The organism is Staphylococcus sp. 191, from assembly GCF_011174885.1.
GTDB classification, from domain to species: domain Bacteria; phylum Bacillota; class Bacilli; order Staphylococcales; family Staphylococcaceae; genus Staphylococcus; species Staphylococcus coagulans.
Window position 1 is genome coordinate 61,689 of sequence record NZ_PNRJ01000002.1, and the last position, 14,552, is coordinate 76,240.

Below are 14,552 nucleotides of genomic sequence, written 5' to 3' on the forward strand. Positions count from 1 at the left end.
TACATTGTCCTCTTGTTCTGTTTATTTCTATTTTAGATTTAGACTTCCATATTAGAACATTCGCATTCTTTTTCATTATAATACGTTTTATCAATTGATGCTCTTATAAATTTTAAATAATTGTGATTCTAAACGATCCAAATCAATAAAACGACCTTCTCGATGCATTTCTTTACCTTCGTATAATAGAATATCAACTGGAACTGTAAAAATGGATAAAGCCCCGGCAATTTCGGGCACATCGTCCGCACTCAAATGTCCTAAAGCAACACCTTCATATCGTTCAACAAGTGATTCAACTCTTGGTAATATCGCATGACAAACTGAACAATTTTCTCTCGAAATATGAACAATTGCAATCTCATGCGTCTGTATAAACTGTTCGTAGGTCTCTAAACTTTTTAAATTTTCCATCATCTACCTCCTTGCTATCATACAAATGATAACATTGATATACAAACATTTTTCTATGGATGCTTTTAACTTTCACTTGATAGGAAATTTATCTTGCATGGTCGGAGAAAATATCGTTAATTGTAGCATCTATCAAGAAAATTCTTTTAAAGCATCACCTAAAGACAAGAAAAAAGGATTACAATGAGCAGAACCTTTCAGATTTGTTGCTTACGACTATTAATATAGGTGTAGGTATAATATAATGCTTATATTATTGTCATTATAATTCGTTCAAAATCTCAAATCTTATTCTTGGAGGCGTCCTTTATGAAAGAGAAATCTCAATCCCAGCCCCATTTCCAGCAACAGTTTGACTATCAAACAATTCATCGTGGAAAACGTTATGGCAAAAAACGTCGCTCATGGGTTAGTTTTATTCTTACTTTAATTGCAGCGGTATTTGTAACGATAGCTGCCTACAGCATGTATTCAGATACGCTGTTTAAAATGGGTTTCATTAATGAAAATGTCACTTTTGATAAGCTTAAAGTCATCACAACGCAATTGAGTAGTATTACACTTGTTGATATTTCTGCAGTTGAACAAAAGCTCAGCGTTTTAATTAAAGTATTGAATGTTTTCTTTATTCTATCTCTCATTAACATCGTTTTAGCTTTATTAACACTCATTTTTAATCGTACGATTTTAAAAATACTTAATTTCATCATTGCAGTTTTCATTACATTGATTCCAATTGGTTTTCTTTACTACATTGATGACGTCGCTGATGAATTTGCGAAACAACTTGCGCCCTATGTTGGTCAAGTCGACGCTTCTAATTTATTAACAGGTGCCAACGCGTTACATAATGCTATTATTTTTATGGGGATTGCGACATTCCTCTATTTCATTAGCTTATTCTTTAGAAATCGCCGTCCGAAAATCAAATAATAAATCGAAGCCACCTTCTGTATTCATTGCTTTTTGATTGAAGGTGGCTTCGATTTTAATATACTATACGACAATTTCGTTTCAATGATACATCTTATATCTGCTTACTTATAAGGCAATGGCCATGTTTCAAGGTTTTCTGCCATATCCCAAAACATATATTCAAAGTAGCTCGTATAAACAACAATATCTTCTAATGCTTGTAGCTTCTCTTCAGACATACCGTCCGTGACTTGGTTCATTATCCGTACAACATCGTCTTTAAATGTTGTAAATGCTTCTGAACTATACATCTCAATCCATTCTCCATAGAATGGATGATCAATGGCACCCTCAATTTGACTCAGTGCTTCTCCAATATATTGATAACTCCAAGTACACGTTAAAACAGCCGCAATCACGTTTTCAATATCTCCGCGTTGCGCAAGATTTAACATATAGCTCGTATACGCTAAAGTCGTACTCGCTGGCTTTGTTTCCTCTAACTCTTGTTCTGTAATGCCAAATCGTGCTGCATATTGTCTATGTAATGCCATTTCTGTATTTAATGTGCCTGCGACTAACTCACCAAATGTTGTCATCATCTCTAAATCTGATGCTTTAGTAACACCTATTGCAAAGAGTCGCGTATAATCGATTAAATAAATATAGTCTTGTTTTAACCAATGTTTAAACTTTTCTTGATCAAGTGAGCCGTCACCAATCCCCTTAACAAATGGATGGTCAAGATAACTTTGCCAAATCGGTTTTACCCGTTCAAACAATCGATCTGTAAATGTCATAACCGCATACCCCTCTCATCGTTTCTTTATTTAACATCACATAAATTATCGAAAACTTCAAGAACAGAGATAAAATTTGATTTCAATTTTTATTTACCATCAAATCTGTAAACTGGGTGAATGACGTTCTGTTAGTCTATTTCATACTTGTTATTCGTGCTTAAAACTAATTAATTTTTGATAGAGTTTATCCATATAATAAGCATCGAATGCAATATTACAATCAATACGCCATTGATTCATAGATTGAATCGTAGACGTATACACATAACCGAAAACTTCTACTGGAAAATGTGGTTCAAAAGGCAGCTTCGTCTCATGTGATTTCAACTCACCTTCAAAGTACTTAGAAAATTGTTTTAAAATTAATCGATAAAATTTAGGATCTTCTTTTTGAGTTTGTAAAATTTTTATAATTTGTTGATCAAACGTTTTTTCCAGACTGCTAAAAGGATAATACAGTCTCTCTTCAAATTGTAAATTAAAGTAAGGTTTCATCACACCTCTACAAACATACCAAAGTAGCTCATATTTATCTTTAAAATGCTGATAAAAAGTCGTTCGATGCACATTTGCTTTATGACAAATATGATTAATTGCAATTTTAGTGAGTAACTGCTCTTCTAATAACTCTAAAAATATTTGAGATAATCTTAAATTTGTCTTTTGTACACGAATATCTTTTTCATTCATAATCCCCACCTTCACCTTTCTTCATGCTTAAAGGTGTTACCCCTTAATATGGCGTCTCTTTATACACATTTTGTTTATTATAAACTAACTTTTAATTCATTTACAATGCAAAAATTCTTGGAACGACATAATTATCAAATGTATATTGTTTTACTACATCTTTTATATAAGTATCATATTTAATTAAATAAAAAGAGATGAACAAAGATTTAATTAGAAAAGAATTCGTTCAAGTGACGATTGAATGCACAAATACTGGGCTAATGAGATGGTTTAATATGAATGTAGTTCGCTTCAAATTGTCACCTTTTCTGAATAACTGAAAACAAAAAAGACAGGATAGGAATCCAAAAAATTAATTTTGGTTTCACGATCCTGTCTTTTTGAGCAAAGCAGCGTGACCTATTATCATACAAATGCACAATACACGATTCATCAGACGCAATCTATCTATCGCTTTACTTATGGCTTATTTTTTAATAATCTTCATAATTGACGATTTTTAGATGATCTCCATCGGAATCACCATCAATTAAATAATGAGATTGAATGATTTGACCTTGCTCATTTTCTTTTTCAACTAACACTGAATAAAAATCATTATTTTTACTCACATTCGTCACTTTGGGATTTGTAAAATGATATCTTGCACGCCCATTAATTTTCTCTTTCATAACTTCATAATTAGATGTATCTTTTAATAGATAACTTGAAATCTCAGCAAAATCTGATTTTTCATAGGCTTTATTAAGCGCACCTGTGTATTTTTTAATAAACTCACTTACTTTATCAAAAGTATTCTTTTGTTTGGATGCATTAAACTTTTTAATTTCATCCTTATCAAAGGACAATTCCACTTCATTTTCAGACTGTATATCACTCTTTTTGATTACTTTTTCATTTGTTTTAAACTTCTGATCATAGGACTGCCCTTCCGCGTAGATCACTATATCTTTGTTAAGTGGGAAGGATTTATACGTTTCATCTGAACGTGGCTTAATTTTTTCACCATTAATGACAATCATTAAGTCTTTTTTATTCAAGCCTTCTGTATTTTTAAGTTTCACTTTTATTTTCGCTTCTTCAAAATCCTCTGTTACAGGTATCGTCTCGTTGTTACTTTGATCAAAATCAAACTTCAGTTGTCCTTCATATGTCCCTCGGTCTGTCGTCTTAACAGCATCAACCGCGTACCGCCCAGGGATGTAATTACCTAAAGCGACGGATTGGCCTTTTTCTGTAATGATTTTCTTCTTCAAACCGTCTGATTCAAATTCAAAAGTTGCTTTTTCATTTGATTTTATGACGGCTTGTTTCGTAGGTGCTTTAAATCCGATATTATCAAAAATGAGATAGCGTCGCCCATTTTTACTAATTCGTAAAACATCTTGGCCTTTTTTCGTTTTAATATAAGAAGCGACGGCTGTCTCATGATTTAAACTATCCACTGTGTGAAAAACATCTTTTTCAAATTTTTTCATTCCTATTTCATCTTTAATATATTTGATGTAAGTTGCCGCTTCTTTTCGTCCTACTTTGTTGTCCTTTGAACTAAGAATATTCGATACTTTTGCGACGTCATCGTTATTCACAGCATTAATTAATATTTTTGCTTGCGCTTCAGGAGAATTGAAATTTCTTAATAATAAAAACAAAATCATTAACAAAATTAGAATAAACGTAACGATAGCAATAGGTATGACCGTCTTTAATGGGAGACGATTTTTATGAGGAGGTGTTGAGTTTCCTTTAGTTTGTCGACTCAATGATGGCGTAGGTTCTTTCGAATAAGAAACTTGACTGCCACAATGTCGACATATATTTTTCTGATCTATCGTTTCTTCTTCACAAACTGGACACCAGCTCATATTTTCACCTCTATTTCTTCTAATTAAAATTTTAACGATGCTTTTATCAAAACTATTAGACTGCCCCATTAAGTTGGGATCATTGGATAAAAACAATCTATTCGACTCAATTATAAACGACTAAGCTGAGATTTGATACGTTCATCTATTTTTTCGAGCATTTCCCTCGTAGCTTCAATTTGATTAAGCGGAATATCTGATAACATTTTATTGGCAAGATTTGCTATCAAATCACGCGATGCACGTACATAATTTGCCCCTTCTTCTGTAAGTGCCACATATTTTAATCGTTTATCGTATTCATGATTCAATGTCATCCACTGAACCAGCCCCAGATCCACGAGTTTCTTTATCCGCCTGCTGACAGCTGCTTTATTGACACCTTGCTTTAAAGTAATTTCCGTTAAAGTTAATGATTTATGACTTGATAGCATTAAAAGGACACTTGATTGTTCGTTAGAAACCCCATATTTCGAACGCAAATCTTTTAATAACGCTGTCGTTAACGCATTCATATTCGTCATAAACTCACCCATAAACGTTACATGTTGACTCATTGTTTTAGAATCAGCCATCGTTCATCACCACCTTCACAACATTCGACGATCTTTACTATCGTAACAACAATTATTTTATAATGAAACGGTCTTTTTTATCATTTTCTTGGAGAATTTAGTATGATGATTGTAAATGACAATTAAAGGACACACTTATTTAAATGAATATACTCACTTATTTTTTATTAACAAGCTACATTATAATCTTAATATTTATAAAGATAAAGCCACATCGTATATTAAATATTTCATTGTTTTATATTTTAATGCTAATCAATATGCTCATCGTTAGCAATACCTTTATTTTAGGCGAGAATCGGCTTCTTATGATGTGCATACTTTTAGGGTTAGGTTTATGTGCAATTGGGACATTGCCTTTTCGTTTTTTGATTAAACGTAACTACACAATAAAGTACGTTTTATTATATCATTGCATGTTGATCAGTTTAATTTTGAGCTGCTTTTTCGTGAAAGCCGTAATTCCAAGTATTTTAACACTACCTTTTGATTTACTGATTAACTTGACGATTGTGTTTGTCACATCATGGCAATGTTACCTTTTGATGACTTATCAATTTAAGCAAACACAATCAGTGTATCAAAACCCAACGATTCTTATTTTAGGTGCAGGTATTTTTACAGAGCGTGTGACACCTTTATTAAAATCACGCTTAGATGCTGCCATGACTTTGATACCGCGCGGTTCATCTCAATTCAAATTCATTGTGAGTGGTGGACAAGGTCCCGATGAACCGATACCAGAAGCATTAGCTATGCAACGCTATTTAATACAACATGGTATTTCACCAAAACATATCGTTTTAGAAGACGCTTCGACAAATACACAAGAGAATATTTTATTTTCTAAAGCCTACTTAGATGCATCAAACATCAAAAAATTAGTCATCGTCACAAGCGACTTTCATATTATGCGTGCACTTCGTATTGCGCAACGCGAAGGGATTCAAGCGACTGGTTTGGGTGCACCTACACCACGCCTCGGCATTTCTTTACTTCACGATTATAGTGGTTTGCTTTTCAAATATCCTTTTACTTGGTGGATTTTTGGTATCGTACAAGTTCTTATCGGTATCTATTGGCTATTAATGTAAACGTGCATGTTCCATTTGTTTGCCAGCTTCATCACAATAAAAAGACTCGACTTTTACGTGTGCTTCTACACATTTTCAAAAATCGAGTCTTTCTTTTTATATGATTGAAAACAATGTCAAGTTCATGATTGTACTGCTATTTTGTCGCGTAAGTTTTATCAGATAATTGACCATCTTTTAGGTAAATCATGCAATCAGCATAATCGAATAATCGCTCATCATGTGTCACCATAATACCGATTGCACCTTCTTCTTTCACTTGATTTTTAATCATTTCTACCACTTCCGTTGCGCGCTTCGCATCTAAGCTTGCGGTAGGCTCATCCGCTAACAACAATTGTGGTTGATTCATCCAAGCACGCATAATCGCAACACGTTGCTTTTCCCCACCAGAAAGCATATGTGGATACGCATCAAGTCGATGTGCCAAGCCGATACGTTTTAATAGCGCAACCGCACGTTCACGAGCCGCCTTTTTACTCATTCCTGCTTCTTTTCCTACCAATTCTAATTGCGCACTGACTTTTAAATAAGGAACAAGATGTGCAGCTTGAAAAATAAAGCCAATATCTTTTAATCTTTTTTCAGTTAATTCACTTTGATTTAAATGATTGAACGCTTCTCCATTTAATAAAACTTGACCTTCTGTAGGAGAAAGCAGCCCGCCAATAATAGATAATAATGTTGATTTACCTGATCCAGATGCACCATTTAAAATGACAAATTCACCGGGATTGACTTCAAAATTAATATTGTTCAAGACCTTGGTCTCTGCTTCTCCCTTACCAAACGTTTTGACTAAATCTTTGACAATTAAACTCATTGATTTCCACCTCCGATTGCTTCAATAGGGTCTATTTTAAAGACACGAATCAACGATAACAGTGCCCCAATCACAGCGACCACGATAAAGACAATCACAACTAGCACCATGTTCATCATGCTAATATGAAATGGCATTGTAACAGGCAATGCTGCGGAAAGACCTACAATGACACCCAATGCAATCAAGACACCAATGATTGTAATAAACAGAATTTGGAATAGTAATGACCATAATAAGTGACTTGTCTTCATTCCGATTGCCTTCAAAATGCCGATTTCTGCCGTTTTTTGAATCGTCATCACATAGAAAAATGCAGTCAATACAATGGCAGTAATCACAAATAAGCTGACAATCATCATATTCAGTGGTGCTTGTTCTGCTTGATAACTTGGAATTGCACCCGTTAAATCGTCTTTATTTACGATTTCTACACCTTTTATCTGTTTAAGATGGTCAATATCTTTTTTACTCACATGGTTCAAAAAGTATAAAGCAGTAGCGCTTTGATGATCGGCAACTTTCTTAAGACCGCCTTCATTGACTAATGCCACGTTCGTATGTGCATACATCGCATCATCGAAGAAGCCGACAACTTTCAATTTTGTATCATTCCCTTTAATATGAATGACATCACCGATGTGTAAACCTTCTCCTTCGAGTTTACTATTTACAGTGACTTCCCCATCATGTTGTGGGAGTTGGCCTGCTTTTAATGAAGGTAATTCTTGTTTCGGCATTGTTGCAAATAACATATCCATCGTATCCCCTTTAAATTTTCCAGTTGCCATGGTTAATTTTAAAGGAGACTGCGTAACGAATTTTTCAACGGCTTGCTGCTCTGAATCTGACAAATTCGATTTTTCAAGTTGTTGATCCACACCTTTTTGAATCACAAATTGTTCTGATTTAAAGGAATCAATAAGCGAAATGTTTTCTCTTGCTAAGCCCTGTGCTAATCCTGTAATAAAGAGCACCATACTTGCGAGTAAGATCACAATAAACGTAATTAACAAATATTTAAATTTATGAAACTTCAGTTCATTTAATGCAATAGACATGAACACGACTCCCTTTCTTTCTTATTTCTCTCACAGTTTACTTCGGAAATATGAACTGAATATGAACAATAGACGGTTTCATCATTTTTATTAAATATTTTCGTGAAAGACGCTTAGGGAGCGTTGTGCAACAATCTCCTTTGGTTACCCAGTTTCAAAATAGACATGATACAATAGATAACAAATTATGAAACGTCGCTCTCATTTATAAAAGAAAGGTTGTGGAAGCATGCCAGTCACGTGTTTAATCATAGACGATGACCCTGAAATACTAAACTATGTCGAAACACGCCTCCAACATGAAGGCTATCATGCCGTTTCATTAAAAAGTGGAGAAGCAGCACTGAGTTACCTTGAAAAGCACACAATTGATATTGCAATTGTAGATATTATGATGGACGGTATGGACGGTTTTGAGCTATGCCAAACTTTAAAATATGACTATGAATATCCCGTTATTATGTTAACAGCCCGAGATGCCCTAAACGATAAGGAACGTGCCTTTTTAGCTGGGACAGATGATTATGTCACAAAACCGTTCGAAGTAGCTGAACTTGTTTTTAGAATTAAAGCTGTATTAAGACGATATCAAGTCGAAACAGCCACACAACTGACATTGGGAAATTTAACGATAGATCAAAGTCAATTAGAAGTAAAAGTGGGGTCTAAAGGCATGATATTACCTAATAAAGAGTTTGCCTTACTTAGTTTATTAGTCGCTTACCCTAGACAAGTTTTTGAACGTGAATCACTTATTGAAAAAATATGGGGCTTGGATTATGAAGGGGATGAAAGAACTGTGGATGTCCACATTAAACGCTTGCGCACGCGATTGGCCAAGCTCGGAGCAAATATCCATATCGAAACCGTTCGTGGTATCGGCTATAAGGTGATGGAAAATGCTTAAATCACTTTATTCTCGCTTTGCTATTTATACCCTGACTGTTATGATTATTAGCGCCCTTTTAAGTTTTGAAATTTCTAATATTTATTATCATTTTGAACTAAAAGACAAAAACGATGCGAAAATAATGGCTACTTTAAAACGTGCAGACGCATATAAAGAAGCGCAGCAAGAACAAGATTTAAAACGCTATTTAACATTATTAGGAGATCTTAATTATCAAGTGGTTGCATACAATGCGCAGGGTGAAGTTCGATCTTTCGGAGAACCCTTTAGGAAAGATAATTTGAATCGCGCAACGATTTCACGTGTCTTATCCGGTCATGACTATCACGGTATCGCACAAAGACCTTTTCACCCCTTTATTACAGGTTTTTTTGATAATGAAACACGTAATACAGTCGGCACTCAATTTAAAACTGATCACGGTCGTTATGCCGTATTTATCCGGCCTGATATCGGTCATACCTTTGCAGAATTTAGAATTTTTCTGCTCGTTTTACTCGTATTACTCGTTGTCATATCTATTTTACTTGTTATTTGGTCCACTTATGCTTTAGTGAAGCCTGTCAAGCAACTTAGAAACGCAACAGAACGTATGATGTCTGGTGATTTTACAACACCAATTGCGATTACACGTCGTGATGAATTAGGGACATTACAACAACATTTTGATACGATGCGCCTTGAATTAAAACAACTCGATGATATGCGCCAACACTTCGTACAAAACGTTTCCCATGAGATTAAAACGCCTTTAACACATATTCATCATTTATTAACACAATTACAACAAGAAAAAACAACGCCTAAACAATCGGACTATATCGCTAAAATTTATGATGAAACCCATCGCTTAAGTCAATTGACCCGTCAGCTTCTATTGTTATCTGAACTGGACAATGATGTACATCTTCAATTTGATGATGACATCAGCGTACATCAATGTGTATTGGCTATCTTAAAAAACGAAAACTATGCGATTGATCAAAAGAATCAAGTCTTAATATATGATTTAACGGAAGTTACAATTAAAGGGAACCAACGTTTGCTGACCCAGGCATTTGAAAATATCATACGTAATGCGATTAAATATACAGATACTTATGGAACAATCGAAATCCAACTCACAGCAAATGATAATAATATTTACTTTATGGTCACAGACGATGGCTCTGGTATGTCTGAAACAGTCCAAAATCACATCTTTGAGCGTTTTTATAAAAAATCATCATATGCTGATAGCAATGGATTAGGCCTAGCAATTACAAAAACTATTATAGAACGCCATCATGGAGAAATTAACGTTAACAGTCAACTAGGTAACGGCACGACATTCACAATCATATTGCCACGCCATTCTTAAAAAGTTTCTAAAGCCTTTTGCAGAACGCAAAAAGGGTGTAACAATCTGAATTTAGAAAAGACTTTCATTTCTATAAGAAAGTAATCACCTCAGCTACCCTGTGTTTCCCTAGCCTGTTATTTTACAAATGAGGTTCAACTTCATTATGTCTTTAAAAAATGGGACAAAACTTGAAAATCAAAAGTTTTGTCCCATTTATTAGGCTTTGGTTACGCCTTTATAACTTCTATATTTAAAGATAAGTCACTGTCAACTTAATAATGTACCAGACTCATCTAATTTTAATTGTTTTGAAATTTCATGATTCAAAGATTTGAAAAGTTCGATTTCATCTGTAAGACGCTTACCGAATGAAGGTACCATTTCTTTTACACGTGGATCCCATTCTTTGAATTGACTTGGAAATGCACGTTGTAAAATGTCGAGCATAACAGCAACTGCTGTAGAAGCACCAGGTGATGCGCCTAAAAGTGCAGCAAGTGTACCATCTTTAGAAGTGATCACTTCCGTACCAAATTGAAGCGTACCTTTACCTTTTTCTTTAGTATCCTTAATCACTTGAACACGTTGACCAGCTACAACTACTTCCCAGTCTTCATTTTGTGCGGTTGGTACAAAGGCTTTTAAATCCGCCATTCTTTGATCATTTGAAAGTAACAGCTGTTGGATCAGATACTTCGTTAATCCCATTTCTTTCGCACCCGCTGCTAACATGGTTGTGACATTATTAGGCTTCACTGATTTAATGAGATCAAAATATGAGCCTGTTTTCAAAAATTTAGGTGAAAAACCTGCAAAAGGACCAAATAATAATGCGCGTTCACCATCAATAAAACGTGTATCCAAGTGTGGAACTGACATAGGCGGTGCACCTACTTCAGCCTTACCGTAAACTTTGGCTTTATGTTTTTGCACAACTTCTGGATTTTTGCATACTAAAAACAGCCCACTTACCGGGAAGCCCCCGATATGTTTGGATTCAGGGATACCAGTTTTTTGTAATAACGGTAAACTTGCGCCCCCTGCACCAATGAAAACAAATTTAGATGACACTGTAAAAACACGATTTTCTTTTAAATCTTTAATCTTCACAGTCCAAGTCCCATCTTTATGTTGCTTTAAGTCTAACACCTCATGTTCGTAATACAGTGCGCCCCCTTTGGCTTTAATTTGTGACAATAACTTACGTGTTAATGCCCCAAAATTGACATCTGTACCCGATTCATCTCGCGTTGCCGCAATCGGTATCGTTTTATCTTCACGGCCTTCCATCATTAAAGGCACCCATTCTTTTAACGTTTCAAAATCGTCTGCTAGAGACATGCCTTGGAACAGTACATTTTCACGGAGCGCTTTTACACGCGCTTCTAAAAATCTTACATTTTCTTCCCCAGTTACAAAACTCATATGAGGTACTGTACGAATAAATGCTTCAGGATTTTGTAATTGCCCTTTTTTTACGAGATATGACCAAAACTGTTTAGACACTTGAAATTGCTCGTTAATTTTAATCGCTTTAGAAATATCCATCGTGCCGTCTTCTTTTTCGCTTGTATAGTTTAATTCGCATAATGCAGAATGACCTGTCCCCGCATTATTCCATACATTTGAACTTTCTTGCGCACATTCATCTAAGCGTTCAAAAACATTAATATCCCAATCTGGTTCTAACTCTTTTAGTAATGTGCCTAAAGTTGCACTCATAATTCCGCCGCCGATAAGTACGACATCTGTCTTGTTATGTAAATTGTTCATAACAATCCAGTCCCCCTTTTCGTTTTAAATCATTTGTTTGCATGTGGGATAGACAATTTTAACCCAGGCTCCATTGCCACATCCTATCCCGTGAGGTGCGCTCAACTTCTAACTGCTTTAGTTTAAGCAGCAATTGAAGTGCGTCACTGACTACGTATCAACTAACGACCACACTTAAGTGTGCGATTGTTCATATTCCCAGCTTTGCCCTTTGTTAAGCGTGAGTGCGTAATCAAATGGATTGCGACATCTCACCGCGAAATATGTAAAAATTGATGTAACTTGGTGACAGCGTCATCCTCAAACTCACATTGACTCAAATGAATCATCATCAATCTTTCAAAATTGTTTGATAAATGTGCCTAAAAGTACACCCATCATGATGATTATTACTTCAATTATATACCTTAATCATAGAAGAAAAAAGCGTTAGCGATTAAAATTGTGAATTTTTAATACTACTATTTTTAGTTTCAAACAAATTAACATTTTTATGTATGTATAAATTTTCAAATATTCCGAATAAAATTATCACTTCTCTAACACTAATGATTTTAAGAATGATATAATATATAAAAAGCTAGCAATTGAGGGATGCGACATGAAGTCTATCACTTTTTTAATGCATAACATTTATGCAGTTGGCGGTACAGTAAAAACAATTACAAACCTCGCGAATCAACTCGTTCGTCAAGGACACCAAGTGACAATTATTTCTATTTTCAAATCTAAAGATAAACCCTATTTCGATCTTGACTCACGTGTCATCGTCAAGCCTCTCATCCATTATCAACTCAGAATACGTCACTTGATGCCACTCGCTGCCAACCGAATTCGTAAATTTACACCGTTATTAAAACCAAAATATTTATCCAAATACGAGCCCGGTTATCGTCAATATTCAAGTTATATTGAGAAAAAAATCATCCATGCCATTCAAAATGATCATTCAGATATTTTTGTCGGCACGCGTGCAAGCCATAACATATTAATTGCTCGATTTGGTAATCCTCACCAAGTAACAATAGGAATGGAACATATGAACTTAGATGCCCATTCTCCTGAATTTAAAGATGAAATTCTGACCTATTATCCACAACTCAGCGCAGTGACAACTTTAACGGTTCAAGATAAAAAACGCTATGCTGAATACTTGGATATTCCAATTTTTGTCGTTACTAATATGATTGATGAAAAGCGCCATCATATTATGAAAAAGCGACAAATTATTGCCGCAGGTCGATTTGAATATGAAAAAGGATTCGATCTATTAATACAAGCCATTTTTGAAATTCAAGATGACTTAAGAGACTTTGGTTACACTGTTTCAATTTTTGGTGATGGTAGTGAAAAAGAAGCCTTACAACAACAAATCAATTTTTTACGTATACAAGATTTAATCTTTTTACGTCCAACAACGCAACACTTAAGTACCTATATTGCTGAAAGTAAGATCACTTGCATACCATCACGCAACGAAGGGTTTGGCATGACCATTTTGGAAGCGATGAATCAGGGGAGTATCGTGATTAGTTTTGATGGCAACACCGGACCCGAATCAATCATAAATCACGGTCAAAATGGGTTTTTGGTTCCACACCACCAACCTTCACAATTGGCAATGCAAATATTAGAAATCATGGAATATGATAGCTCTAAATACCTTAAACCGATTATACAAAATGGTTATAAAACTGTAGACAACTACCAACCAGAAGCCATATATCAACAATTTATAGATACTATAGATACCGTCGTTCAGTCGCACAATATAAACTCATAATAAAAGCCATTCAAAGATATTTGTTTAATCTTTGAATGGCTTTGTTTTATACAAAAGATTTTATGCTTATAACATTTCAGATATTAAGGATTCTAATGAACTAAACATAGAAAATAGAAGTACACCTTGTTTTGTTTTAATAATACCATGTAAATATTTATCACCAAAAATTACATGATTGGTGTTTTTAAATAGAAGCTTATCATATGCTTTGTATAATTTTTCTAAATCTTGAATTGAAAATGATTGCCTTTCTTTCTCTCTATATCTACCAGTCACATTGACTGATGATGAATATGACAAACGATGACTTTTAATAAATTCAATGATATATTCTCGACGTTCTTTTTCATTATTAAATAATTCCTTTGCCAATTGATAAACTAAACTTGGGTGTGGTTTATTTAACATTGATTCGATTAAAGCTGGATACGATATTTTCTTTCCTTCAAAATAAGTTGCATCATTTGTTGGCCACCTATTTAATACTACATTATCTTT

At 34.6% G+C, this 14,552-nt stretch carries 14 protein-coding genes; 5 read left to right on the forward strand and 9 right to left on the reverse strand.

Annotated elements, in window-relative coordinates; translation table 11 throughout:
* Positions 1-90: 90 nt before the first annotated feature.
* A complete protein-coding gene (locus tag C1H58_RS02330; RefSeq protein ID WP_165545195.1) occupies positions 91-414 on the reverse strand; it encodes a thioredoxin family protein in 324 nt (107 codons plus the stop codon).
* A gap of 309 nt (positions 415-723) precedes the next feature.
* On the opposite strand from C1H58_RS02330, the gene C1H58_RS02335 reads away from it, so the two are divergent.
* Entirely contained in the window at positions 724-1,347 is a 624-nt protein-coding gene (locus C1H58_RS02335) for a hypothetical protein (RefSeq protein WP_165545196.1), read from the forward strand.
* Positions 1,348-1,451: 104 nt separating this feature from the next.
* On the opposite strand, the gene tenA is transcribed toward C1H58_RS02335, so the two are convergent.
* The 4 genes from tenA to C1H58_RS02355 form a co-directional block, all read right to left on the reverse strand.
* Complete coding sequence (gene tenA / locus C1H58_RS02340; RefSeq protein WP_165545197.1) at positions 1,452-2,129, reverse strand: thiaminase II; 678 nt, start codon at positions 2,127-2,129, stop codon at positions 1,452-1,454.
* Between the two features lie 150 nt (positions 2,130-2,279).
* Positions 2,280-2,822 (reverse strand): TetR/AcrR family transcriptional regulator, encoded by a 543-nt coding sequence (locus C1H58_RS02345; RefSeq protein WP_165545198.1) that lies wholly within the window; start codon positions 2,820-2,822, stop codon positions 2,280-2,282.
* 476 nt (positions 2,823-3,298) lie between these two features.
* The gene (locus tag C1H58_RS02350) at positions 3,299-4,759 is read right to left on the reverse strand and encodes a membrane-associated protein TcaA (protein ID WP_242680996.1); all 1,461 of its coding nucleotides are present in this window, start codon (positions 4,757-4,759) and stop codon (positions 3,299-3,301) included.
* Between the two features lie 41 nt (positions 4,760-4,800).
* Entirely contained in the window at positions 4,801-5,265 is a 465-nt protein-coding gene (locus C1H58_RS02355; protein ID WP_060829471.1) for a MarR family transcriptional regulator TcaR, read from the reverse strand.
* 449 nt (positions 5,266-5,714) lie between these two features.
* Here C1H58_RS02355 and C1H58_RS02360 point away from each other — a divergent pair, with 449 nt between their 5' ends.
* On the forward strand, positions 5,715-6,359 hold the full coding sequence (locus C1H58_RS02360; protein WP_347563065.1) for a YdcF family protein: 645 nt from the start codon (positions 5,715-5,717) through the stop codon (positions 6,357-6,359).
* A 136-nt stretch (positions 6,360-6,495) separates the two neighbouring features.
* Here the strand turns inward: C1H58_RS02360 and C1H58_RS02365 are convergent, their stop codons facing one another.
* Positions 6,496-7,182, reverse strand: a complete 687-nt coding sequence (locus C1H58_RS02365) for an ABC transporter ATP-binding protein (RefSeq protein ID WP_165545201.1) — start codon at positions 7,180-7,182, stop codon at positions 6,496-6,498.
* The gene (locus tag C1H58_RS02370; protein WP_165545202.1) at positions 7,179-8,243 is read right to left on the reverse strand and encodes an ABC transporter permease; all 1,065 of its coding nucleotides are present in this window, start codon (positions 8,241-8,243) and stop codon (positions 7,179-7,181) included. Before C1H58_RS02370 ends, C1H58_RS02365 begins: the two co-directional genes overlap by 4 nt.
* Before the next feature lie 229 nt (positions 8,244-8,472).
* Between C1H58_RS02370 and C1H58_RS02375 the strand changes: the two genes are divergently transcribed.
* Both C1H58_RS02375 and C1H58_RS02380 read left to right on the forward strand, forming a co-directional pair.
* Positions 8,473-9,150: a response regulator transcription factor gene (locus C1H58_RS02375; protein WP_050330072.1), complete on the forward strand. Its 678-nt coding sequence runs from the start codon at positions 8,473-8,475 to the stop codon at positions 9,148-9,150.
* The gene (locus C1H58_RS02380; RefSeq protein WP_165545203.1) at positions 9,143-10,513 is read left to right on the forward strand and encodes a HAMP domain-containing sensor histidine kinase; all 1,371 of its coding nucleotides are present in this window, start codon (positions 9,143-9,145) and stop codon (positions 10,511-10,513) included. Before C1H58_RS02375 ends, C1H58_RS02380 begins: the two co-directional genes overlap by 8 nt.
* Before the next feature lie 249 nt (positions 10,514-10,762).
* Here C1H58_RS02380 and mqo read toward each other — a convergent pair whose 3' ends face one another.
* Positions 10,763-12,268 (reverse strand): malate dehydrogenase (quinone), encoded by a 1,506-nt coding sequence (gene mqo / locus C1H58_RS02385; protein WP_165545204.1) that lies wholly within the window; start codon positions 12,266-12,268, stop codon positions 10,763-10,765.
* Positions 12,269-12,869: 601 nt separating this feature from the next.
* Between mqo and C1H58_RS02390 the strand changes: the two genes are divergently transcribed.
* Positions 12,870-14,051, forward strand: coding sequence for a glycosyltransferase family 4 protein (locus C1H58_RS02390; protein WP_165545205.1), 1,182 nt, complete (start codon positions 12,870-12,872; stop codon positions 14,049-14,051).
* A gap of 66 nt (positions 14,052-14,117) precedes the next feature.
* Here C1H58_RS02390 and C1H58_RS02395 read toward each other — a convergent pair whose 3' ends face one another.
* Positions 14,118-14,462, reverse strand: coding sequence for a hypothetical protein (locus C1H58_RS02395; RefSeq protein ID WP_165545206.1), 345 nt, complete (start codon positions 14,460-14,462; stop codon positions 14,118-14,120).
* Positions 14,463-14,552: the final 90 nt, after the last annotated feature.

Coding starts and splice junctions, on each gene's coding strand:
- C1H58_RS02330 (WP_165545195.1), bottom strand. CDS start 414: ATGGAAAATTTAAAAAGTTTAGAGACCTACGAACAGTTTATACAGACG.
- C1H58_RS02335 (WP_165545196.1), top strand. CDS start 724: ATGAAAGAGAAATCTCAATCCCAGCCCCATTTCCAGCAACAGTTTGAC.
- tenA (WP_165545197.1), bottom strand. CDS start 2,129: ATGACATTTACAGATCGATTGTTTGAACGGGTAAAACCGATTTGGCAA.
- C1H58_RS02345 (WP_165545198.1), bottom strand. CDS start 2,822: ATGAATGAAAAAGATATTCGTGTACAAAAGACAAATTTAAGATTATCT.
- C1H58_RS02350 (WP_242680996.1), bottom strand. CDS start 4,759: ATGGGGCAGTCTAATAGTTTTGATAAAAGCATCGTTAAAATTTTAATT.
- C1H58_RS02355 (WP_060829471.1), bottom strand. CDS start 5,265: ATGGCTGATTCTAAAACAATGAGTCAACATGTAACGTTTATGGGTGAG.
- C1H58_RS02365 (WP_165545201.1), bottom strand. CDS start 7,182: ATGAGTTTAATTGTCAAAGATTTAGTCAAAACGTTTGGTAAGGGAGAA.
- C1H58_RS02370 (WP_165545202.1), bottom strand. CDS start 8,243: ATGTCTATTGCATTAAATGAACTGAAGTTTCATAAATTTAAATATTTG.
- C1H58_RS02375 (WP_050330072.1), top strand. CDS start 8,473: ATGCCAGTCACGTGTTTAATCATAGACGATGACCCTGAAATACTAAAC.
- C1H58_RS02380 (WP_165545203.1), top strand. CDS start 9,143: ATGCTTAAATCACTTTATTCTCGCTTTGCTATTTATACCCTGACTGTT.
- mqo (WP_165545204.1), bottom strand. CDS start 12,268: ATGAACAATTTACATAACAAGACAGATGTCGTACTTATCGGCGGCGGA.
- C1H58_RS02390 (WP_165545205.1), top strand. CDS start 12,870: ATGAAGTCTATCACTTTTTTAATGCATAACATTTATGCAGTTGGCGGT.
- C1H58_RS02395 (WP_165545206.1), bottom strand. CDS start 14,462: ATGTTAAATAAACCACACCCAAGTTTAGTTTATCAATTGGCAAAGGAA.